The organism is Listeria sp. SHR_NRA_18, assembly GCF_003856515.1.
Lineage (GTDB): Bacteria > Bacillota > Bacilli > Lactobacillales > Listeriaceae > Listeria_A > Listeria_A newyorkensis.
Map to the genome: position 1 here is coordinate 75,166 of NZ_QPKR01000006.1, position 24,344 is coordinate 99,509.

The following is a 24,344-nucleotide window of genomic DNA, read 5'->3' on the forward strand; positions in this document are numbered from 1 at the left end:
TATAGCACGCCAAACCTCTGCTTACCACTATCTAACTTTCCAGAATTTCCAACGTGAGGTCATTTTTGGATTTATGCGCCACAATATAATCGATATACTGCGTCATAAACTCCCCGTTCGCCTTCTGCCACAACGCATAACCCGGCGTCTTCTCCACACCATTCAAAAAGCTCTTATCCCCCGTGAAATACGCAAAATTGACCTGTTCCATCGTTTTTGCCATTTCCTCCACATCGTCCGGATCATATTTCCCTGTTCGGAACAAATCACTGAGCGCCTTCGTGTAACTAAACTGCCCAAAATAAGCCTTCGAATACTGCTGAAAACCGAGCAAATTCGGATCCTTCGAGTTAATTTTCCGCGCATATTTCTCCACATCCACACGCTGCGTCTTGTAAGAAAGCCCCTGATTCGGCGTGTAATTCACGACACCATACTGCTGCGGATACATCGCCATCGAGCTCGTCGCGACATCATAAATCGTGCGCCCCTGCGCCGTTTCCGAGCGAATATCCTGAATATGCACATGCCCACTCAAGTTGAGCGGAATATCATTTTTCGCAAAAAGCGACACCGCTTCCTTGTTCTGCACAATCGTGAACCCCTTCGTCAACAGCTCACTATGATCCAGCAAATTGTGATGCGTCACCGTAATCAGCTCTGCGCCATGCTTCTTCGCCAAATCAATGCACTTCTGAATCCAAGCAAACGTCTCCGTACTAATATACCCATTCGTTTCCGGCGCACCAAAACGCTTATTATTCTCATAATCCGCCGTATCCACCATCAAAAGCCACACATCACTAGACGGCGCCGCGAGGTAACTAAGCGTGGAATCATCCCGCATCACAGCCTCATCATACCCCGAATTATGATAAATCGACGCAAACTCATCCGGCGTAATATCCTCCGCCTTCACCTGCTTATCCCCCTCAAATTTCCGCGCATAAGGGTTCAAAACATCATGATTCCCCGGAATAACAAAAGTTTGGACACCCGATTTCTCGATATCCTCCAATTTCTCCGCCGTTTCCTCGTGACTGACTTTCTCGCCATTATTCGTGATGTCACCGCTAAGCACGAGAACATCCGGCTTCTGCGCCTTCACATCATCGACAAAAGCATCCGTAATTTCGGTGATATAATTCTGCTGTTTCCCGTCTCCCGTCGCGAGGTAGGTTTTGAACGCTTTTCCGCCATCCGTGAGCGTGTTGGAGAGATAGTGGATATCGGTAGCTTGGTAAATCGTGAGCGGCTGATTTTCCGGGATTTTTGGCGCTATATTAGGTTCAGAAGATTGTTCAGTTGGTTGCGCGCATCCAGTCAGCACAAGGCCCAGTAACACGATACATGCAAGTACGGCTTTTTTCATTTGGCGGAGCTCCTTTGTTTATATATTCACATGATTTAGTATAACATGAATTCCAGGTTTTGGGGATGGAGATTTTGTGAATAAAATTCTAACTTATACCTCCATATATCTTTATGGTATAATATCTCTGCAGACAACTAAAATCAGGAAAGGATGAGTAAGAAGTGGCAAAAAAAATACAACTTCCTAGCGGTAGATTATCTGAACATGCGACTGCGATTGGAAAAAACACAGATGCTTTGGCATTAAAATTGAGGCCGAATGTATCCTACTCTACAGGAACCGCACAAGAATTAGTCTATGATTGCATGGAAATGACACAATTTTTGCAAGCGTTTCCTACAGCCTTTTCAAAAGATGTTCAAAACCTGCGCAATGTAGAAAAAGCATTTGTTGCATCCGAAAAAGAAATTGCTAAGTTATTACAAAACGGCGAAGATTTTTCTTGGAAGAAATGATGAAGGGAGGCGCTCAGGAAGATGGAAAAAGAGAAAGCTTTACTTGAGAAACAGTTAGAACAAGCACTACAAAAACGTCGCAATTTAGAAGATATTCAGATTGGATTAATTGAGCTCAATCGCGAGAAGGCAAAAATCTTGATGAATTTCAGCGATGCCTGGCAAGGAAATCAGGCCAACACAACAATCGGGAAACTACAAGATGAAATGGAAGCAGAGTGGCGGGAAACACGTAAAAATGCGAATGCACTAGAAGACCAATTGGTAGAAGAACAACGACAAATTCGCATCCAACTAGAACGATTAGAGGAGAATAACACCAATGGCGCGTATTGATATTGCAGAAATACATAATTTTGTGACCGTATTCATTGCAGAATCCAAGCGTGTACAAATGGAATTAGACCATCAAAAGACTGCGATTGGGCATTTTTTATCCGATTCAGATATTCAAGGAAACATCGGTGACCAAGCAAAAGCTTATTACCGAGATGTATATTATCCACTTCTAGATGGTACTAAAACAAGTTTAATAGATGCCGAAGAACGCCTGAAAAAGTATATATCCGATTTCCACGCGCAAGTAGATCCATCTGCAAATGCAAAACTCGATTTAGCTCGCATGTATGAATTACAAGCAGACATGCGAAAATATGAAAACAAGATAGAAAATTTAAAAGCAAATGTCAATTCCACAGCAAATAGTATGGCTTCCATTGGGAAAAATATTGGTTTACAATTAGGGATGGAGACAGCCCTCGGAAATTTCCGAAGACAAGAACAAATATTAGAGAACTACGAACAATTTGAAGCCACACATCGAAATGTCCTTCGTGACGTTTTAGAAAAACTCCATCAAGTAAAACAAAGCTTGGCGCAAATAGAAAGCGGGATTGCTTTTGATACGGTTTCCCATACATTCCATTCTAAAAAAATAAAACTAGGCGCCCTAGAATCTAAAAAAGCGAAGAAATCGTTTAACTTTGATAAATACGACAAAACGTTACAAGGAAACTATTGGGTACTGACGAAGAATGGAAAAACAGATGCAGATTGTGCAGAAGCAACGATTGCATATAACGAAAGTTTGGCGGATGGCTCTGTCAAACCTGTTAAAACTGAGCAAGAAGATATCGATGCTAAAGTAATGAAAGCAGCAATAGATGGGATTTACTATTATACAGATGAGCCTATTACAAAAATGCAGAGTTTCTCCATTATAGCTAGTGTTGCCGTGGGTGCGATCGCCTACAAAAATAAAGGCCTTCTATACTCAAAAAGTAACCTAAGTAAAGTTAAATCTAACCTTCAAATCAAAGAATTCGGGAAAACTATTGTTATTCAAAAATCTATTAATAGTGGTTTGGTTAGAAATTATATTCGAGATGTAGAACAACAAACAAGCAGAAAAATTGCTAAGATTCAGGTAGATGCACTTAAAGATGCGCTACGAACCAAAGAATATACTAAACTAACGCCCGCTGAAACCACAAAGCACCGAATTAAATTCGATTCCGCAAAAAATAAAATAATCGCCGATTGGGAGACTAAGCTAGCACAAGAATGGCCAAAGTATACTGATAATGTTTTCTCAGAAAAAACAGGAAAAATCATTCGACGTCCAGGTGAAAAATATGATGCACATCACTTAATTGAAAATACATTCGGTGGTGAACATGAGTGGTGGAATATACATCCCGCTAAATTCCCGAATGAGCATCAAGCAGGTATTCATGGTGCTGGTTCACCCGCACGAGAATTATTCAAAGGAGATAAAAAATAATGGCATACGAATTTATAAGTAATGATACTGAGAATGAATTTTACCCACTTGATAAATCTGAAATCGCACAGGCCGAAGATGAATTAGAGTTGAACTTTCCTCAGCCCCTTAAAGATTTTTATTCTGATATTGGATATGGCTTCCTAAAAAGCTCTAATTCAAATGTAAATAGATTGATGGACCCCGAATCCGTAAGAGATTTCCGATTACGAAGAAATGATTTCGAATTTTTCCCAGACATTGAAATTTACGATGAATATGAGGAAAATAAATTAATATTTTTTGAAGTCAGCGAAAGTGCGCTAATGTCGATTGGAACTACAGATAATAACATCTATTATTACGATATACCAATAGCAGCTTCATTAGAAGAGTTTTTACTGAAAATGATGGAAAATGATAGATATTATTTCGAGTTACTTGAGGACTAATTAGAGATCAATACCGTTATACAAAGATACGCGAGGAATTAATCAAATAATATATCTTAATTATTTTCTTAAACCTGTTTTCTTACTTGTTTTGTATACTCTGGCATGATTTTATATTATGATTGGAGTAGTAAAAAGAATAGGGAGGAAAAGATGATGAAAAAAAATATCCATGTCGTGGGTGCAGTCATCATACAAAATGATAAAATACTGTGTGCCCAAAGAGCAGAGAATACATCGCTTGCACTCCAATGGGAATTCCCAGGCGGCAAAATTGAAAAAGATGAAACGCCTCAAAATGCATTGATTCGTGAAATTCAAGAAGAGATAGATTGTCAAATAACTATCGGCGAACAGCTAGAACACACCATTTATGAGTACGATTTCGGCATCGTCCATCTCACAACATTTTTGTGTCACTTGATTCAAGGCGAACCAAAGCTTTTAGAGCACAACGCCATCAAATGGCTAAAACCATCTGACTTAACCTCTCTTACTTGGGCCCCTGCTGATATTCCAGCGGTTCAAAAATTACAGCAACTTACCTTCTCATAAAATTAATTCAGCTTGAATCACATCCTTTCGAGTCTATTTACTCGTCAAGATATGATTCAAGCTTTTAATATGTCAGCTCACCATATAATTGTTGTGGGACTGGCTGATGAAAGCGCCAAATTACATTCATCGGCTTATTGCCATTACTACTAACAAAATCAACTCCACCTAAATAAATAAATGGTTCAGTCACACCATCTTCTTTAGCTTTTTTCCTTACAAATAATTTCACTTTTATTCCCAATGTTTGGTGATTAATAAATTGTTCTCCACGAGGCGAAGTTTCACTTGTGTTATTTTGTGATTGCCAATGGAACTGGCTCTTATCGATAAAATAATCATTGTATTCCAAATGAGCTTCAACCTTTTCTTTATTCAGGTTAACATAAAGGTAAAAGCAGTTATTATAAAAGTGAACACCTTCTTGATCCATTGCCGATTGATATTTATCAACGCCTTCAAGTATTGCTACATCTTCTTTTTTATATTTTTTATAGAGCTGTAATTTTTCATCAAGAAGAAGAGTTTTTTGGCCAAATTCCTTTTCATAGCTATGCACACCATAGTCAAGATAATCATTTAGCAGTTCTTTAAATTCATCAGCCATTATCATGCTTGATAATTCTTGATCTAAATGTATAGTTCCGTTATCATCTTGGAAACTTCTCTTTAAAAGCTTATTATCCATTAGCCTATTTATTGCAAATCGTATAGAAGCCTGTTCCTTTTCTGCTATTTTTATCGAATATACATACTCTACATAGTTCTGAACTAACTCTAAACTAACCTCATTCTCTTTCAACAAAATAACTAAAGCGATGTAATCATAAAATTTACGAATAGGAATTAGACTTGAGATACTATCAAATAATTTCGTCAACACACTACTTTTGAAAATTGCGCTGTCAATAGAATCCGCCAATTCCGTTCTCTGCTTTATTGTATGGATATTTTTATATACTGTACCTGATAATAATTGCTTAATCTCTGGAGCATTTTCAAATTTAACAAAGTCGAGTATTTGAACAGTTCTATTACTTCCCGTACTTTCCTTAACTACTTTATCAAAATCTTTAAATATAGACTTAATATTATCCGCGGTGTTAAACTTCGTTATATCGAGAGTTTGCAGTATCTCTTCTTTTACAATTGGAGACAAATCTATATGCAAATTAGCATTTAAGTCTTTAAAATTACTCTGTATCATATACCGTACTTTATTTTTATCTATATATCCCCGTTCTCTATTCCCCATCAATGCCACTGGAATTAGATAACTCTTCCTGTGATTCGCAACAAAATCAAGGACCGTGACATATTCTTTGTTTGGTGATTTCCGCAACCCTCGGCCAAGTTGTTGTGTAAAAACAATAGCAGATTCAGTGGGACGCAAAAATAAAATTAAGTTTAGTTCTGGGATATCAACACCTTCATTAAAAATATCCACAGTAAATATAAACTGCAATTCATCATTTGGATTACGGAGTCGTTCAATCATTTCAAATCTTCTATCGCCTTGGTCGTCACCAGTCAGGCATATACTTTTTATACCTTCTGAATTAAATTGCTCACTCATAAATTTGGCATGTTCTTTATTAACACAAAATCCTAAACCATGTAATGTATCACCACTATACTGATATTTTTTCATATTTTTTAATATCAATTCTATTCGTCTGTTGGTATTTAATTTTTTAACTAACTCATGTTCATCTCTGGATATTTCATTTAATTCTAATACCGTATTATCTGAGATACCAAAATAATGAAAAGGTGCTAATAGCTCTTTTTCTAAAGCTTCTTCTAATCGTATATTAGAGACTACATTATTTTCCACCAAATCATATATATTTACCTTATCGGTCCGCTCAGGCGTTGCAGTTAGCCCCAACAAAAATCTAGGATGAAAATGCGCAATCAATCGTTCATATTGCGGAGCTGCTGCACGGTGGAACTCATCAATAATAACAAAATCAAAATGTTCCTTTGAAATAGTTTCTAAGTCTTTAGCGAGCGTTCTCATCGATGCAAATGTAAACTTAGCTAACTCTTTTTTCCCACCTACATAATAAGAAAATGATTCAGAACCATCCTCAAACACTTGGCGGAATGTCCTATGAGCACTTTTTAAAAGTTCTATACGATGTGCCACAAAAAGAACTGAACTAGCTCCAATATCCTTTGCAGCAAATGCAGCCAAGTAGGTTTTACCTGTTCCTGTGGCCGCAATGGCAAGCCCTCTAGTATGCCCATTATCCATAGATTTCTGTATATTTGACAGAGCTTCATCCTGCATTGAATTAGGTCTTAACTCACCTGAACCCAGTGTTTGAGAATTGTTAAAGCTAGCTCTATATGTTGATTTCCCATCTTTAATTTGGCAATATTCTTTATAACCCATAACATATGCTTCATCCAAACATACAATATTATCATGTCTCCAAAGATGTTCGAATCTCAGCTGACCTGTTTCTACGACACTATCTGATTTTTTTTCATAAGTACGTAAATTCCACTCCTCTCCATTTTTCAATGCTGCTTTTGAAATGTTAGAAGATCCTAAAATGATTGAGTCAACATCATTTTTACGATAAAAGATATAAGATTTAGCATGAAAACTGTCTACACTACTCTGCGGTTGATAAATTTTTGTTTCGATATTTGGATACTGTAACAGTGTTTCCATCGCACTTGGTTCTGTAATATTTAAATATGTAGTGGTAATAATTCTACCTTTAATACCTGCTTGTTGAAGCTGATCTAGCGTACTCACCAACAAACTCAATCCAGAAGTACGTATGAAGCTAACGACAATATCAAAACTATCACATGTTAGCAATTCTTTCTTCAATACATCTAATAACTGCTCTGCTTCATTGTACATCAATCTAGTTTTTCCATTTTCTGATGCTTTTAGTGATATTTCGTTAAAGAATTTACTCTGTTGTTTATCCATTTTAGAAAGCCCTACTTCACCTTTTAGAACCTCTAAGTTTACTTGCTGTAATTGTTCTTCAATGACATACTCAGCAGCTGGTTCCCTAACCTCTTGAGCATCTCCACTATTACTCTTATAAAAATTTTCATCCATTTTGTTCTCAATCCACCTTGTTAGTAAATTTCCATTATTCTTATTATAGCTTATTTGACTATTTTTTACCTCTAATCCATGTAAATTTGTTATGAGAAATAGGTAAACAGCCCTCTATTTGTAATTTTAGTAATATTTCACCTGTCTTACGCTCTTTCAGATTACATAATAGAAAGCCCAATAAATATTACCGTAATCAAAAAGACCCGAGCTGAACATTTCCTAGCCCAAATCTCTATTTATAAACATTAATAATTGATATAAACACAAAAATAGCCCCAACAATCTCGCCAAAACGAAATTGTTGGGGCTATACGGGTTCAAGACCCTTGAAACGGCTGCTGCTTTTGCACCTAGTGCACGGACTCAAAGGCCCTCCAATAGTTCCATAGTATAACATCACGCTCGTCATGTCAATTAATTTCCGCCTTCCATCTAAGCTCAATATGATAACTACTGCTATATATTACAAAATACACGAATCAGGGCTTATTGTGCTATGATAAGGAATGAAAAAGGAGGAATCCCAATGCAAAAAGATATCCATGTCGTCGGCGCTATCATTCAAAAGAACAATAAAATCCTCTGCGTCCAACGTGCTTACTCTGCTGTTAATGGCGCGGATTGGGAGTTTCCAGGCGGTAAAATCGAACCCGGCGAAACACCCGAACAAGCGCTCATTCGCGAAGTCCAAGAGGAAATCGGCTGTGTCATCACGGTGAATCAAGCGTTTGACCACACCGTTTACGCCTACGAATTTGCCAATGTTCACCTCACTTGTTTCCTTTGTGATCTCATCACTGGCGAACCGATTTTGCACGTCCATCAGGCGATGAAATGGCTCAACACTAACGAATTATCTGACTTGAAATGGTCGCCTGCCAATCTCCCAGCCGTCGAAAAACTCCAGAAAAAAGATGTCTAATCGCGCTGACTAGGCATCTTTTTCTAACTTATCTCCGTGCTTTGCTTACTTTCAATTTCTTTCCTTTTACCGTAACGGTTTGCATCGCCTTCACGACTTGCGCGCCTTTTCCGTTCAGAATTTCCACAAACGACACGTTATCCTCAATCGTGATAATCCCGATATCATCCGCGCTAACGCCGTCCAATTTCGCGATTGTCCCGACGAAATCCACCGCGCGTAGCTTCTTCTTTTTGCCGCCGTTAAAATAAATCTTCATAATATCTTTACTCAGCGCCGCGCTCTTGTCCTTCTTCACGACTGGTGCTTCTTCCATTTTCTCGTCAAAAGCGGGTTTTCGCGCCGCCACAATCGCCTCATTTGGCAAATCAACTTGCGGGATTTCAAAGCCAATGTACTCCTCGATTTCACCGATAAAACGATTCTCAAACGGCGTCACAAAAGTAATTGCCTTCCCGCTTCGCCCAGCGCGCCCTGTCCGGCCAGTCCGATGTACATAGCTCTCTTTTTCAAGTGGCACGTCGTAATTCACCACAAGCGTTATGTTCTCGATATCGATCCCGCGCGCCGCCACGTCTGTTGCCACTAAAAAGCGAAACATGCCGCGTTTAAAATCGTTCATCACGCCAAAACGATCTTCTTGCGTCAAACCACCGTGAATCTTCTCAGCCGGGTAACCCATGCGGCGCAGCTGGTCATACGTGTCATCCACGCGCTCCTGCGTCCGACAAAAAATAATCGCGCTCTCTGGATTCTGCACAATCAACGTATCGCGTAACGCGACCATTTTGCGATCATCCTTCACCGTCACTTTTTCATGCGTAATATCGGCCGTCGTCAGGCCAGTGGCAGCGATTTCGACGTGCTTCGGTGCCTTCATATACTTGTCGCTCAACATCGCGATATCCGCGGGCAAAGTCGCCGAGAAAAGCATCGTCACGCGCTCCTTTGGCAAAGCTTGAATAATCGCCTCAACCTGCTCAATAAAGCCCATGTTCAGCATCTCGTCCGCCTCATCGATGACCAAATAGCGCACCTTCTCCAAGCTCAGCGTTCCTTTTTCAATATGATCCAGCGTCCGGCCAGGCGTCCCAACAACAACATGGCTCTTCTGCTTCAATTCCAATTTCTGTTTCGCAAAAGGAGACTTCCCAAAAATCGCCGTCGCCTTGATACGTTTAAAACGACCAATATTAGTAAAATATTCCTGAACCTGCGCCGCCAATTCCCGCGTCGGTTCCAAGACCAGCGCCTGCGGTTTATTCTCGCCCCACTCCACGAGCTCACAAATCGGAATCGCAAACGAAGCAGTCTTCCCACTCCCAGTCTGCGCCTTCACGACAACATCCTTCTCCTCCAAAACAAGCGGCACAACCTCGCGCTGCACCTCCGTCGCCTCCGTATACCCTAACCCAGCAAGCGCCTTCTCAATATCCGAACCTATATTATCAAATTTCATATTTCTACCTCTTTCATATTTCTACATCATATCTGTATGGTGTTTTGTTAAGTATAACATGAAAAGCTGAGGGAGCCCGTTAGATCCGAAAAAAATTGTTAGGGGCCGCAGGAAAAGTCACAAAAGGATGGCAATATCACTACGTTCTATTGCATATTGATTCACTAAATCAAAGCATACGACGCTTTGAAAGTTCATCAACAACTTTTTCGGAGGTCACGAAATTTTCGAGGATCTGGCTCCCGAAGCTGGATCCGGAGGCGGCGATCGTGACGCAGAACAAGCATTACACACTCACTTCTATCCTTATACATATTGCCATTTCCCCACTCGCATAATATACTAAAAAGAAAACCGCTCTTGAAAGGAGCAACACAATGAAGAAAAAAACACTCATTATACCAGGCATCATCATTCTATTTTTTGCAGTAGGCATTTTTTGGACTGTCCATGCTTTGGACCAGGCGCCAAAATCTGAACCGCTCAAAAATCTCACCCAGAAATCCGTTCAACAGCTATCCGAACAAACGAAATCAACGCTCCAATCCCTGGCTAATTCAGGCGGAGACACCACTTCACAAAAACAATTAACCGCGCTAATAAACAACACAAAACAGTACAAACTAACAAGCGACGCCAACAGCACATACATCAAAAACCTAACCGCTTGCCTAGAAACGCTCCAACAATACAAATCCGGAAAAGCCGATAAAAAAGCGCTCGGACAGGTTTATCCAACTTTTGTCACGATTGAAAAAAAGCTTAGCGATATTACCAAAACCACGCAATACCAATGGTTCTATGCAGCTGCAGCGAACTACGAACAAGGTCTCAAGCAAAAAGGCGTCATCACGCTAACCATGGTCGGCGACAACTCGTTCGGCACCTATCCCGAAACGCCTGAACACCTCAAATTCGACAATGTTTTCAAGAAAAATAACGGCACCAACACGTACGTCTATCAAAACTGCTTACCATGGTTCAAATCTGACGACTACACCGTTATCAACGCCGAAAGTGCCTTCACGAATGCGACGAAAGCCGAAGTCAAAATGTGGCGTATTAAAAGCGATCCAGCGCATGTCGCGTTCCTGCCAGCAAGCGGTGTCGATGCCGCCAATCTCGCTAACAACCACACGATGGACTACTTCCAAGTTGGCTATGACGACACGCTAAAAGCTTTTAAAGACAACGATATTCCCGTTTTCAACAAAAATATGCCGCTCATCACCAAAATAGGCGGTATCGAAACTATTCTACTCGGTTATGATTGCCGCTCGAGCCAACAATCCGCGAGCTATCTTGCAAAAATCGAAGCGGACGTAAAAAAGTATAAAAAACCGAATAATCTCGTTATCGTCAACATGCATTGGGGCGTCGAATATCACGAAACACCCGTCGATTACCAAACCCAATTCGGCCATGCCATCATTGACGCCGGCGCGGATATCATCATGGGCTCTCACCCTCACCGTCTCGAAAGCGTAGAGAAATACAACGGCAAATACATCGTTTACAGCATGGGCGACTTCGCTTTTGGCGCCGATCCAACTCTACTTTCCCGCATGACCTCGATGTTCCGATTGCGCTTCACAGAAGATAATGGTAAAGTAGTTCTTAAAAACATGTCCATCGTCCCAACCTACGAAAACTCGGACGGTAGCCTAAACGAAAATAACTACCAACCACTTCCCGTTTTTGGCGACGATGCGAAGAAAATTGTGAACGAACTCATCCGAATAAGTAAACCAATACAGGGCGGCGTAACAGAGTACGACTACTTTGATCCGTTTATATGAAAAGTTGAGACGGCCCGTCAGATCCGAAAAAAATTGTTAGAGGCTGCAAGAAAAATCCGCTCTTGATTTTTTTGGAGGGCACGAAATTTTCGAGGATCTGGCCGTTGAAACTGGATCTGGAAATACTAATCATGATTCTCAACATGGGCCTATCACTACCAGCACTTCCCACGCTTAATAAGGATTGAAGGAAAGAACATTCTCTAAAAACCAGAAAGAAGGAACCCAATTTGAAAGAAATATTTCAACTGCTAAAAAAGGGAAACAAATCGGCACTCACCGCGGCAATCGTCAACGTGCTTGTCTCCATCATTAAAGGAACCACCTACGTTTTCACAGGAAATGTCGCCATGTTCGCCGAAACGTTGCATAGTCTCGGGGACGCGGCTAACCAATTTTTCGTATTCGTTGGTTCGGCACTCAGCAAAAAACGCCCAACAAAGCGCTTTCCAAATGGTTTTGGCCGTGTCGTGAATCTCGTGCTTCTCGGCGCCGTTCTTATCGTTGGTATCATGGCATTCGAAACGATTAAAGAAGGCCTCGCGCACATTTTTCATCCGACAGAATCGACTGGTTTCCTCATTAACCTTCTCGTTCTGGCCGTTTGTACCGTTCTAGAAGGCTTCGTGCTCGTGAAAGCGATGCGTGAAATCGCGCATGATGTTGGTCTGGAATCGCGTGGCCTCAAGCTTTTCAAAGATAGTCTCGCGAATTTTGGCAAGGCAAAAGCGGCGACTCGTCTCGTTTTCCTTGAAGATTCAGTCGCAACTGGCGGCGGACTTCTAGCGATGATTGCGATTATTATTTCCTATTACACGCCTTACCATCAAGCGGAAGGGGTCGCTTCTATCCTCATCGGTGTCCTCATGTTCCTCGTTGTCGGCAAGGTATTCCTCGATAACGCGGCCGGTGCGATTGGCGAGTCTGACGAAGTGATGCAGGTTCAAATCGGCCAGCTTGTCATGACAGATCCCGACGTGCAAGATATCCAAGTCATTACGGTTCTAAAAGAAGGCGATTTTTTCCATGTCGAAGTGGAGGTCGAACTCGATCCAGAAATGACGCTTGCTCAGGTTGATGATGTTAAAGATCGCCTAGAAGAAAGTATCTTGACTGTCAAAGGTGTCGTCGATGTCCTCGTAACGTTCGATGAAGACGACACGATCACTAATTGGGAATACGGCGATGGTCGGTGATTAGTAGTAGCAAAAATACGGTGAACAGGATTTTTTCTCTGCTCACCGTATTTTTTTTCGTTCTCAAAATAGGTCTACAAACAAAGATAACGCTATCATTTATTCGCCCGAAATTTTTTCAACGTTTTTCATTGACTCTTTTCCTAATTTGCCATATAATAATCAAATAGTTAATTAAGTGAACTAATTACTTTTAAATCAAAAGGAGATTGAACATGACACAAACAGCACACGCGGAACAACCCGTTGATATCCACGGGAAACCTTATAATCGTATGTTACTAATGACAGTAATGCTTGTGGGGGCATTCGTTGCTATCTTAAACCAAACGATTCTATCAACGGCTCTTCCACACATTATGGTCGATTTAAACATCACAGCCTCTACAGGGCAATGGCTAACAACAGCATTCCTACTTACAAACGGGATTATGATTCCGATTACGGCTATGTTAATCGGTAAAATCAACTCGAAAACACTATTTTTAACAGCAATGATCGTCTTTACAGCTGGTACCATCATCTCGGCTTTCTCAGATAGCTTTGCATGGTTACTTGCTGGACGTATTGTACAGGCAGCTGGGGCCGGAATTCTAATGCCTCTGATGCAAACGATTTTCCTACTTATTTTCCCTCCGGATCGTCGTGGGGCAGCAATGGGTATGGTCGGACTAGTTATCGCTTTTGCGCCAGCTATCGGGCCCACTTTATCAGGTTGGATTGTTGACAGCTATGATTGGCACATGCTTTTCATCATCTTGATTCCAATCGCAGTACTTGATATTATCTTCGCCTTTTTCGCGATGAGAAAAGTCGTGGAACTAACGAATCCGAAAATCGATATTCTCTCGATTGCGCTTTCGACGCTTGGTTTCGGTGCCCTGCTTTACGGCTTTAGTAGCGCGGGTACAGACGGTTGGACAGACGGCCTTGTGCTTACGATGTTCGCAGTTGGTGTTGTTGGTTTAGTCGTATTCGTATGGCGCCAACTGAAAATGGAAAAACCGATGCTCGAACTTCGCGTTTTCCAATCACCAGTTTTCACACTTTCAACGATTATTAGTGCGATCGTGATGATGTCTATGATCGGCGCAGAAATCGTATTACCACTTTACATCCAAAATATTCTCGGCGAAACCGCGCTGCACTCCGGATTACTACTACTTCCAGGTGCGATCGTGATGGGTGTTATGAGCCCGATTACCGGTATTATTTTCGATAAAATTGGACCGAAACTACTCGCAGTCGTTGGTATGACATTACTTGTCGCGGGTACGATTCCATTCATGTTCTTAACAAAAGACACGTCTACTATGTATATTATCGTCTTCTACGCCGTGCGTTTCTTCGGTATTTCGATGGTTATGATGCCGATGTCAACAGCTGGTATGAACTCGTTGCCACTGAACATGATGAGTCACGGTACCGCGGTGAACAACACGATTCGCCAAGTTGCCGGTTCAATTGGTACAGCGATTCTAATTACGGTATTAAGTAACGTAACGAAGAGCAACATGCCTGAAAAAGCTTTAGCGATGGCTGATCCGCAAGCATTCCAAAGCCAAGCATTGACAGCGAACCTTGACGGTATGAAAGCAGCGTTCCTCGTTGCCGTAGCCTTCGCGGTTGTCGGTTTGATTCTAAGCCTATTCGTGAAAGATATCCGTCCTCAAGGTAAAAAAACAGTAACAAAATAAGCTAAAAAGAAACGCATACGCTGAGAAATTATCAGTGATGCGTTTCTTTCTTTACCAGCTCCTGTTAATAGAAAAAGTATGCTAAGATAGTAAAAAAGGTTTTTAACTTGAGAAAAGGGTGTTTTGGATGGAATTTGTTTTGATTTTGTTGCCGATTTTCGGAATTTTCGCGATTGGCTTTATTGGTCAGAAAACGCTCAAATTCGATATTCCGAATTTGTCGAAGTTGACGCTTTATTTGATGTCGCCGTTTTTGGCGTTTAATACGTTTTATACGAATCCATTGACGATAGACTATGCGTATTTACTGATTTTCGTTGTCGGGCTTTGTTTATCGATTATTGTGATTATTTATGTGATTGCGAAAGTGATGAACTACGATATTCAAGATGCGTGCGCGATGATTCTGGCCTCGGCGTTCATGAATAACGGAAATTACGGGACGCCTGTCGTTTTGCTGATTTTTGGCGCGGCTGGACTTGATATCGCGGTTATTTTGATGGTGTTGCAACAACTCGCGATGAGCACGATTGGGGTCTTTTTCGCAGCTCGGGGAAGTTCGCAAAACGCCAGCATGAAAATTGTATGGCAACGCGTGGTTCGGATGCCTGTCGCTTACGGGGCACTACTTGGGATTGTCCTGCAACTCGTTCATTTCCCAGTCCCAGCCAGCGTGATGACGTGCGTAAAATTAGTCGGGGATGCAGCGATTCCAACGATTATGATTGTACTCGGGATGCAACTCGCGGTCATTTCGTTTCGCCGTATTGATATCCCTAAAGTCTCGATTTCGCTTATTTTGCGACTCCTCATTTCTCCACTTATCGCCGTTTTATTTACGCTGATTCTGCCGGTAGACACGATGACGCAACAAATCATGATTTTGCTTGCCGCGATGCCAACTGCTGCTAACACAACTTTGCTCGCCGTGCAATTCAATACCAAGCCAGATCTCGTTTCCAGCACAACTTTTATCAGCACTGTTCTCAGTATTGTCACAATTCCAGTCGTTTTATGGATACTTTTCCCTTAAAAATCGTGACAAATAAAATACGGTGTGATATAGTAAAAAAACTGAATGAATATGGATAGCAAAAACTATCTCTATGCAGCTATGAAAACACCGAACCTGTTACTAGGCAAGGTGTTTGTTTTCGTCTTTCCGTGTAGCCCTTTGTGATAAAATGAGCTAGGAGTGTGTCGATTTTTGAAAAATTTAATCATTGCTTCGGAGTACCGTAAACTTCATTTGCTACAAACTTTATTTAAGTCACCGAGCACCTATCAAAAAAAAGAACTTGCCCAATTACTGCATTGCTCTATCAAAACGTTGGAAAGCGACATCGTGTCATTACAAGAACTGTTTGATAAAGATGTGGCTTATGTCTACGAAGATCGCCATAAAAACATTCTGCTTGATGTCGGTGAACATGTCAATTTCGCCTATCTTTATGCATTTGTCATCAGTAATTCCCATCTCTACCTACTCTCCAAGGACATTTTTGTTGGGAAAAAGATAAATCTAGCTGAATGGGCTGCTGAAAATTATACGAGCCTTCCAACGATGTATCGCCGCGTTCGCCAAATCGATGCGTATCTTGCCGAAAGTAATCTTATTTTAGAGACGCAACCGCTTGCTATCAAAGGTCCTGAGATTAATTTACGTTTCTTCTACTATCAAATCTATAGTAAATCCTATCCATACACCGAATGGCCGTTTCCAGACATCCCCTACGAAACTATCAACCAATTTATCCTCCAAGTCGAAGCTTTTTATCACATTCACTTTTCTCTATCCTCACGAATCAAATACGCCATTTCAATTGCTATTTCCTTGACACGCGCGCAACAAGGACATCCCGTCACTCTCGATGAATCGCTCATTCACGCCTGGAATCAAGCCGTTGCGACTCAACCAGACAAGATGACCATCGATTACAGTATCCTCGAAAATATCACTGGCAACTCATTATCCGACAGCGAGCGCTATTTCACGCTAATTACTGCTTTTTGGAGCCATTTCATGTACAAAGATGCTTTCTTTTCCGATTTACGCGCGAAATATATTCCCGATATGCATGTGCCGAAAAGTATGCTAGCTTCTGAACTGACAAGCGTGTTAGATGCCTATTCCATTCCAAATAAAGAAGTGGCTATGAGAGAAACTGTGGATTTCCTCGCATGCTTCACTTTCATCGACAAAATGACAAGCTTACCCGAAATGCCACCAGCACACGTTTCACCTGAAGAAATAAGCCTGTATAAAGAAATTCGCGCCATTTTAACATCGTATGAAACACATCCAGATTTCCGTTTTATTCGGCAAAATAAATCTGAAATCGTGCGACATTTAACTAAAATATACAGCCTTTTAATCGACCAGTCAGAGCAACGTCCCAAAATCCACGTCAAAGTCATCTCTGAGAACGGCTATTTATGGGAGGAATATGTTCGACGCGAAATTAAAAAGAAATATTCAACGGACCAAGTCATTTTTTGTAGCGACACCATATCTCATGAATCCCAGTCGCACGTAGACTTAATTATCAGTGATTTCCCATTCTATGAACAGCCAGATATTCAGGCGAACGGCTTGCTTTGGAATATTCCGCCTTCCCCCACCGATTACGCGCAATTAGATAACATATTAGAACGTTGTAAAGCATAAAAATAGCAGGTAAACGGAGCTATAATCGCCATCCTGTTTACCTGCTATTTTTTTATGGAATCAATAAAATTTTGCCCGTACTTTTTCTGCTTTCCAGCAAATCATGTGCGGCTTTTCCATCTGATAACGCAAATTTCCGCGGCTTATTCACCGTTATTTTGCCGGCGCTGATCATTTCAAACAAGGCATGCGAACGCTTGATTCGCTCTTCTCGGCTTGTCAAAAAGCTCCACAAATCGCCGCCCGTCAAGGTTTTCGAAGTATCCATCAACATCCGCGGGTCAACTGATACCGGGTCGCCGCCAGACATGCCGTAAAAAACCACCGTTCCTTTATCACGCACTGCTTGGAAACTATCCATCAACGTCGAGCCTACAGAATCATACGCCACATCGATTTTTCCAGCAAGTTTCTCCGACCAATTATCGCTATATAGCAAAACTTCTTCCGCTCCAAGTTTGCGCGCGACTTCCGCCTTTTCTTCACTCGACGTCAGGCCAATCACCTTGCCGCCAAGCGACGTAATAATCTGCGTCAACATTTGGCCAACACCGCCTGCCACCGCATGAACGAGCGCCACATCCCCATACTTAATCGCGTAACTATCCTTCGCCAAATAACTCGCCGTCAAGCCTTGCAACAGAACCGAAGCCGCGACATCATCCCGAATCGCGTCAGGAATCGGAATCGCCTGCGCAACAGGCACCGCCACACGTTCCGCATTCGCAAGCGGCACATCGACAAAAGCCACCCGGTCCCCAATCGCGAAATCCGTCACGCCCTCACCAAGCGCCACAACAACACCCGCGCCCTCATAACCAAGCACGTACGGCGGCTCCCCAACAAGATGGTAGTTCCCTTTACGACGATAAATATCCGCAAAATTCAATCCAATCGCAGTCGTATCAAGCAAAATTTCGCCCTTCCCCGCCACCGCGTCAGGAATATCCACATACTGCAATACATCCGAATTCCCAAACTCATTAAAAACCAACGCTTTCATAAAATCGTCTCCAATCTCCCATTTATGTAAGAAAAGCCTGGATTAGGCTCCGGATAAAGAAAAATACGCCTACCCGTTATTAATGGATAAGGCGAGGATTCCGCTTTAAACAAATCGAGCGAAAGCGTTTGTATTCCACAATTTTGGTGGAAACCGGAAGCGGAGCATACTGGTGTATGTGAGAACCGGAAGTCCGCCAAAATTGTGGAATGCGAGCGCTTGTCGCCGATTTACTTGGGCTATCATCCCTACTTATTTATTCTGCAGCAGCTTGTTTTGCTTCAGCCTCTGCTTTTTCACGCATCCGTTCCCGAACACCTTTTTTCTTAATTTGCTTACTACGCAACTGGCCACATGCCGCGTCAATATCCGTCCCATGCTCGCGACGAACGACACAGTTAATGCCTTTACGCTTCAATGTCTCATAAAACGCATCAATAACCTCCGTATCGCTACGTTGATACTGATCATGCTCATCGACCGGGTTATACGGAATCAAGTTCACCCAAGCCAGATGGCGTTTCTCACCGATTAAAGCCGCGAGTTCAAGCGCTTCTTGCCTGTGATCATTGACATCTTTTAGCATAATATACTCATACGTAATACGGCGATTCGTTTTCTCCAAATAATACTCGACTGCTTCCATCAATTTTTCAAGTGGATATGTCTTGTTAATCCGCATCACCCGCGTACGCAAATCGTTGTTCGGTGCATGCAGAGACACGGCCAAATTGACACGAATATCTTCATTCGCAAAATCAATAATGCGCGGCGCTAGACCACTTGTAGACACCGTAATATGACGCGCTCCGATCGCTAAGCCCTTCTGGTCGTTCACAACACGAAGGAAATCCATCACGTTATCATAATTATCAAACGGCTCGCCAATCCCCATAACCACGATATGGCTGACACGCTCGCCATTCCCCTTCGAATCCAAATAAAGCTGCACGTTCATAATCTGCTCCACAATCTCGCCAGCATTCAAGTCACGCTGCTTCTTCAGCAACCCACTCGCACAAAAAGTACAGCCGATATTACATCCCACTTGCGTCGTCACACAAACACTAAGCCCGTAAGAATGCGTCATCATAACCGTTTCAATCAAGTTACCATCCGATAGTTGGAATAAATATTTCGTCGTACCATCTTTAGATTCCTGTTTAATTTGTTCATTTAGCGTATGCATCGTGAAGTTTTCCTCCAACATATCCACACACGTTTTATTCAAGTTCGACATCTGCGCAAATTCTGTGACACGTTTGACATAAAGCCAGTCCCACACTTGCGTCGCGCGGAATTTCTTCTCGCCTTTTTCCTCAAACCAGTCGCCAAGCTGCGCCATCGTTAACCCGTAAATCGAGCTTTTTTCCATTCTTTAAAAACCTCTTTTCAAAATTTCATTACGCCTTATCCAAATTATAACGGTTTTAGCGCCTTATCGCAAGGCTTCCTTTGCCGCATATTTGGCGTGAAGTTCCGCGGTTTTAAAGATTGGCAACGCAACGTCCTGCTCCCGAATCAACAACTCCAATTCCGTACATCCCAAAACAACGCCCTGCGCCCCTTTTTCGCTCGCTTTTTCAATCATCGCCAGCATCTTCGCCCGCGAATCCTCACGTATCACACCCAAGCATAATTCCTCAAAAATAATCTGATTCACCGTCTCCACATCCGCATCATCGGGAGTCTGGAGCTCGACGCCACTTCCCACATAGCGACCTTTATAAAAATCCTCCACCATCGTGTACCGTGTCCCCAGCAATAAAATTCGTTCCAAACCCTGCTCCCGAATAGCCCGAATCGTCGGCTCCGCAATATGTACAATCGGAATCCCAATCGCGTCCTCCACCTGCCGTGCCACTTTATGCATCGTATTCGTGCAAATCACAATCAAATCCGCGCCAGCCCGCTCCAGTTTCACCGCAATATCCGCCAAAACGCGCCCAGCCTCCTCCCATTTTCCCTCATGCTGCAACTGCTCAATCGTATAAAAATCCACACTATACAAAATAATCTCCGCCGAATGGAGCTCACCCAACGTTTCGCGAACCGTCTCATTAATAATCCGATAGTACTCCGTCGTCGATTCCCAACTCATTCCGCCAATTAATCCGATTTTTTTCACGACCACACACCCCTTCCTAGCCTAAACCTATGTCAAAAAGTATATCACGGAAACAATCGGAACAATATCTTTTTCAATCCAAACCGAGTTACAAAAGTGTAAGTTTTATCACGCATAATGTCATCTTAGGCACTGGTTGATGCTTACTTTTATCGTTACACTGAGAGTATAAGTCATCAATATAGGAGGAGTTTACATGGAAATAGTTCTACAAGCAAAGAATGTACGTAAAATTTATGGTATTAAAGGAAACGTCTATACCGCTTTAGATAATATCAGTCTGGAAATTACAAAGGGGGATTTTGTCGGCATCATGGGTCCAAGTGGCGCTGGGAAATCGACGCTGCTTAATGTTTTCTCCACCATCGACAAACCTACTTCTGGTGAAATTCAAATCTCCGGTCAAGAGCTGGGGACAATGAATGAACAACAAATGTCTTCGTTCCGCCGTGATCAGCTAGGATTTATTTTCCAAGATTATAACCTACTCGATACGCTGAGTGTTCGAGAAAATATCATTTTACCCCTCGCGCTCGCAAAACATCCTGTGAAGAAAATGGAAACACAACTGGAAAAAGTGGCTGACACATTCCATATTCGTGACATCTTGGATAAGTATCCCAACGAAATCTCTGGTGGTCAGAAACAACGAACAGCTGCAAGTCGCGCCATTATCGCTAATCCTAGCTTGATTTTTGCGGATGAGCCTACCGGTGCCCTTGATTCCAAATCAGCAACCGATTTATTGGAAAATTTAAAAGAATTGAATGAACAAGACTATTCGACAATTATGATGGTAACACATGATGCTTATGCCGCCAGCTTCTGCAAACGGATTTTGTTTATTAAAGACGGCACGCTTTATACTGAAATTTATCGTGGTACAACAACCCGCAAAGAGTTTTTTCAAAAAATTCTGGATGTATTGGCGCAATTAGGAGGGGATATGAATGACGTTATTTGATTTAGCAAAAAAGAACATCAAACATAATTTCATTCACTATTTTCTCTACTTCGCTTCCATGATTTTCTCTATCATGATTTATTATACCTTCGTATCGCTGTCAAAAGATCCAAAAGTCGTTGCCCGTCTCGATAATGACAGCAGCCTCGCCAGCATGTTTAACGCATCATCGATCCTCTTAATTATTTTCGTCGCGATCTTTATTTTGTATTCGAATCACTTTTTTACCCGTAAACGAAAAAAGGAAATCGGCATTTACTCTCTCCTTGGACTTCGCAAAAAAGAAATCGGTCAGATGCTCTTTTATGAAAATTTTCTCATGGGTGTTGGCGCTCTAGTTATAGGGATAGGCCTCGGCACGCTACTGTCCAAGGTATTCGTCGCGATACTACTCAACATGATGAAACTTGGCGGGATTAGTAATTTCGTCTTTTCGATGGATGCTGTGATAAACACCGTCGTGATTTTTATTATCATCACACTGATCACATCGCTTACCGGTTACCGGATCATTTACCGAACAACATTACTCGACCTATTTCACTCAGAAAGCAAGCGCGAAAAAACACCGAAAAGCAATCCTTTCCTAGCAATACTCTCGCTCGTTTTGATTTTAGGGGGCTACTTTATTGCTTTGCAACCCCTAATAACAAAGGATTCTATTTGGGGAAAACTCGAATTCGGACTCGGTATGATTCTTATTATGACCTCCGTGATTGTCGGAACAGTACTCTTACTCAACAGTTTCCTACCATTATTCCTGAACAAGATTCGTAAAAATAAACGAATTTTCTATAACGGCACGAATATTATAAGCAATTCACAGCTCACATTCCGAATCGCTTCCAACGCCAGAACGCTTGCTACTATCGCAGTTTTGACCGGCATGACACTGGTTTCAATCGGCATGGTCGGTGGCCTCTACAACAACGTGAGTAAAGACGCTGGTTTGAATAATCCTGCCACTTTTGAATATCGGATTACAGATGAAGCAATCAATCAAAAAGCGCTAACACTTGCACAAAACAACACAAAAACACCTATGACTGGGCATCAAGAAACGACTATCGACTATGTAAAAGCAATAAGTGATCGTGAAATGTCATTTGCATACGTTCCAGAAAAAGGTTTTGCAGTCATTAGTCTTACCGCTTACAATAAATTACGGACCTTAGAAAAGCCCAATGATTCAATACCAGCGCTAAAAGACAATGAAGCCATACTTATCTCGGCTGATTCGACTACTGCAAGCGATACACTAAATCAAAGCTTCACCTTAAAAAATAGCACCAATCAAAAAATAACCGTCACAAAAACCATGGCAGACCTGCCCTTTAGCACCATTTACAACCTACTTGTCGTTTCCGATAATGTTGCAAATACACTACCCAGCAAAAATAAAATGACAATCCAATCCATCATGGTTGATCAACCAAAAGATGCCATCGCACTAAGCAAACAAATAGCGAAAGTACTTCCAGAAAACGCAGCGTTCCGAAGTTATCCAGAGAATTATGAAGCTCTGATGAAAGGAACAGGCGTCCTGCTATTTATCGGCATGTTCATCGGTCTGGTTTTCCTTGCTGCAACTGGAAGTATCATCTACTTCAAGCAACTAACAGAAGCCTATAATGATATCGCAACGTATGATATTTTGAAAAAAATCGGTTTAGATCGAAAAGAAATTCGTAAAACGATCGCCAAACAAGTACTCGTCATCTTCTTAATCCCACTTATTTTAGGAATTATGCACAGCTCTGTCGCACTTGTCGCATTAGCCAACCTGCTACAAATGAACATAATACTCGCAGCCAGTATAAGTACAGGCGCCTTCACATTGATGTTTATCGCTTATTACTTCCTAACGGTAAATACGTACACAAATATTGTAATGGGCAAAAAAAAGAGAGTAGATTGATATAAAGAAAACCGCTTATTGTAGTCTGATATGCACATCAGACTACAATAAGCGGTTTTTTAATTCAATAAATAAATGCTGCAACAATCGCGTCAACCGTCGTATTTTCATGTAAATCACTATGTTGCGCGTTCGAACCCGTCACGACCTGCTCACTATACTCCGCCACTGCACTATCAAAAATCAGGCGGGAAGCAAGCGCGCTCTGCACTGGTACGACGCCATCCGATACCGAATCACCATCCAAATCCCCCGCAATCGAAAGCACCTTCAAATTCGCATCCAAATTCGAACTATCCATGATATACTGCTGCAATTCCGCTGTTCTATTCGTCACATCCACAAAATCCGTCGTCGCCGCATTATCATCCGCATCCAAATCATTAAACGGCGTTCCAATCACGACCAATTTTTCCATCGTGGGTGACGAATCATCCGCCAACTCCTCCGCATACGTCGTCAGCGCCAATCCACCGTTCGAGTGACCAATCGCATCATATTGCGTCACGTTGTACTTCTTCTGAATATCCTTCATAACCGTATCTACCCACTTCGCTTCTTGAGCAATCGGTGCATCATTATTTTCAAACACAATCTGGATAAAAGGATTCTTTGACTTGGCGCTTAGCGTTCCTTGGTATTCTAGCGTGCCATCTTTTTTCACCAAAACAATCACTTTATCCGTGGATTTGCCGTATGTAGCTGTGATTCGCGAAATCATCCCGTTGAACGAATTCGCCGTTCCGTGTGTGCCGTGAACAAGCACAATCGGCGTCGTGTTTGATAAGTCAACATCCTTGACCTTCGCCGAATACGCCTTTATTGATCCAAATAATGCAACCGCCACAAGTAAACATCCGCCAAACACCGCTAATTTCCGCCACATATCCCATCCAA

General features: G+C 41.9%; 20 protein-coding genes. 13 read left to right on the forward strand and 7 right to left on the reverse strand.

Going from position 1 to position 24,344, the window contains the following annotated elements:
- Positions 1–31 precede the first annotated feature (31 nt).
- Positions 32–1,372 carry a metallophosphoesterase gene (locus DUK53_RS10335; protein WP_052164911.1) on the reverse strand — a complete coding sequence of 447 codons (1,341 nt, stop codon included), beginning with the start codon at positions 1,370–1,372 and terminating at the stop codon, positions 32–34.
- A 164-nt stretch (positions 1,373–1,536) separates the two neighbouring features.
- Here DUK53_RS10335 and DUK53_RS10340 point away from each other — a divergent pair, with 164 nt between their 5' ends.
- The 5 genes from DUK53_RS10340 (at position 1,537) to DUK53_RS10360 (ending at position 4,599) form a co-directional block, all read left to right on the forward strand.
- On the forward strand, positions 1,537–1,830 hold the full coding sequence (locus DUK53_RS10340) for a DUF3130 family protein (RefSeq protein ID WP_036131904.1): 294 nt from the start codon (positions 1,537–1,539) through the stop codon (positions 1,828–1,830).
- Between the two features lie 21 nt (positions 1,831–1,851).
- A complete protein-coding gene (locus DUK53_RS10345) occupies positions 1,852–2,166 on the forward strand; it encodes a hypothetical protein (protein ID WP_036131905.1) in 315 nt (104 codons plus the stop codon).
- Complete coding sequence (locus tag DUK53_RS17965) at positions 2,153–3,613, forward strand: T7SS effector LXG polymorphic toxin (RefSeq protein ID WP_036131907.1); 1,461 nt, start codon at positions 2,153–2,155, stop codon at positions 3,611–3,613. The genes DUK53_RS10345 and DUK53_RS17965 overlap by 14 nt, the downstream gene beginning before the upstream one ends.
- Positions 3,613–4,044, forward strand: coding sequence for an SMI1/KNR4 family protein (locus DUK53_RS10355; RefSeq protein WP_036094587.1), 432 nt, complete (start codon positions 3,613–3,615; stop codon positions 4,042–4,044). The genes DUK53_RS17965 and DUK53_RS10355 overlap by 1 nt, the downstream gene beginning before the upstream one ends.
- 156 nt (positions 4,045–4,200) lie before the next feature.
- Positions 4,201–4,599 carry a (deoxy)nucleoside triphosphate pyrophosphohydrolase gene (locus DUK53_RS10360; protein WP_036094589.1) on the forward strand — a complete coding sequence of 133 codons (399 nt, stop codon included), beginning with the start codon at positions 4,201–4,203 and terminating at the stop codon, positions 4,597–4,599.
- Between the two features lie 64 nt (positions 4,600–4,663).
- Here the strand turns inward: DUK53_RS10360 and DUK53_RS10365 are convergent, their stop codons facing one another.
- A complete protein-coding gene (locus tag DUK53_RS10365) occupies positions 4,664–7,690 on the reverse strand; it encodes a DUF3427 domain-containing protein (protein ID WP_052164912.1) in 3,027 nt (1,008 codons plus the stop codon).
- A gap of 529 nt (positions 7,691–8,219) precedes the next feature.
- Between DUK53_RS10365 and mutT the strand changes: the two genes are divergently transcribed.
- The gene (mutT, locus tag DUK53_RS10370; RefSeq protein ID WP_036094591.1) at positions 8,220–8,615 is read left to right on the forward strand and encodes an 8-oxo-dGTP diphosphatase MutT; all 396 of its coding nucleotides are present in this window, start codon (positions 8,220–8,222) and stop codon (positions 8,613–8,615) included.
- A gap of 28 nt (positions 8,616–8,643) precedes the next feature.
- Here mutT and DUK53_RS10375 read toward each other — a convergent pair whose 3' ends face one another.
- The gene (locus DUK53_RS10375; RefSeq protein ID WP_036094592.1) at positions 8,644–10,074 is read right to left on the reverse strand and encodes a DEAD/DEAH box helicase; all 1,431 of its coding nucleotides are present in this window, start codon (positions 10,072–10,074) and stop codon (positions 8,644–8,646) included.
- A gap of 377 nt (positions 10,075–10,451) precedes the next feature.
- Between DUK53_RS10375 and DUK53_RS10380 the strand changes: the two genes are divergently transcribed.
- From DUK53_RS10380 to DUK53_RS10400, 5 genes are all read left to right on the forward strand, one after another.
- Positions 10,452–11,873 (forward strand): CapA family protein, encoded by a 1,422-nt coding sequence (locus DUK53_RS10380; protein ID WP_036131909.1) that lies wholly within the window; start codon positions 10,452–10,454, stop codon positions 11,871–11,873.
- Positions 11,874–12,103: 230 nt separating this feature from the next.
- Positions 12,104–13,069 (forward strand): cation diffusion facilitator family transporter, encoded by a 966-nt coding sequence (locus DUK53_RS10385; protein WP_036131911.1) that lies wholly within the window; start codon positions 12,104–12,106, stop codon positions 13,067–13,069.
- 215 nt (positions 13,070–13,284) lie between these two features.
- On the forward strand, positions 13,285–14,766 hold the full coding sequence (locus DUK53_RS10390) for an MDR family MFS transporter (protein ID WP_036131912.1): 1,482 nt from the start codon (positions 13,285–13,287) through the stop codon (positions 14,764–14,766).
- Positions 14,767–14,893: 127 nt separating this feature from the next.
- Complete coding sequence (locus DUK53_RS10395) at positions 14,894–15,799, forward strand: AEC family transporter (RefSeq protein WP_036131914.1); 906 nt, start codon at positions 14,894–14,896, stop codon at positions 15,797–15,799.
- A 174-nt stretch (positions 15,800–15,973) separates the two neighbouring features.
- Positions 15,974–17,434, forward strand: a complete 1,461-nt coding sequence (locus tag DUK53_RS10400) for an AcpB/EbpR/MafR family transcriptional regulator (protein ID WP_036131915.1) — start codon at positions 15,974–15,976, stop codon at positions 17,432–17,434.
- A 52-nt stretch (positions 17,435–17,486) separates the two neighbouring features.
- On the opposite strand, the gene DUK53_RS10405 is transcribed toward DUK53_RS10400, so the two are convergent.
- The 3 genes from DUK53_RS10405 to DUK53_RS10415 form a co-directional block, all read right to left on the reverse strand.
- Complete coding sequence (locus tag DUK53_RS10405; protein WP_036131918.1) at positions 17,487–18,437, reverse strand: quinone oxidoreductase family protein; 951 nt, start codon at positions 18,435–18,437, stop codon at positions 17,487–17,489.
- Positions 18,438–18,693: 256 nt separating this feature from the next.
- Complete coding sequence (gene rlmN / locus DUK53_RS10410) at positions 18,694–19,812, reverse strand: dual-specificity RNA methyltransferase RlmN (RefSeq protein WP_036094600.1); 1,119 nt, start codon at positions 19,810–19,812, stop codon at positions 18,694–18,696.
- A gap of 63 nt (positions 19,813–19,875) precedes the next feature.
- Positions 19,876–20,565, reverse strand: a complete 690-nt coding sequence (locus DUK53_RS10415) for an aspartate/glutamate racemase family protein (RefSeq protein WP_124892724.1) — start codon at positions 20,563–20,565, stop codon at positions 19,876–19,878.
- Between the two features lie 196 nt (positions 20,566–20,761).
- On the opposite strand from DUK53_RS10415, the gene DUK53_RS10420 reads away from it, so the two are divergent.
- Both DUK53_RS10420 and DUK53_RS10425 read left to right on the forward strand, forming a co-directional pair.
- Entirely contained in the window at positions 20,762–21,529 is a 768-nt protein-coding gene (locus DUK53_RS10420; RefSeq protein ID WP_036094601.1) for an ABC transporter ATP-binding protein, read from the forward strand.
- The gene (locus DUK53_RS10425) at positions 21,516–23,447 is read left to right on the forward strand and encodes an ABC transporter permease (protein WP_036131922.1); all 1,932 of its coding nucleotides are present in this window, start codon (positions 21,516–21,518) and stop codon (positions 23,445–23,447) included. The genes DUK53_RS10420 and DUK53_RS10425 overlap by 14 nt, the downstream gene beginning before the upstream one ends.
- Positions 23,448–23,511: 64 nt before the next feature.
- Here the strand turns inward: DUK53_RS10425 and DUK53_RS10430 are convergent, their stop codons facing one another.
- Positions 23,512–24,333, reverse strand: coding sequence for an alpha/beta hydrolase (locus tag DUK53_RS10430; protein ID WP_161564237.1), 822 nt, complete (start codon positions 24,331–24,333; stop codon positions 23,512–23,514).
- Positions 24,334–24,344 lie beyond the last annotated feature (11 nt).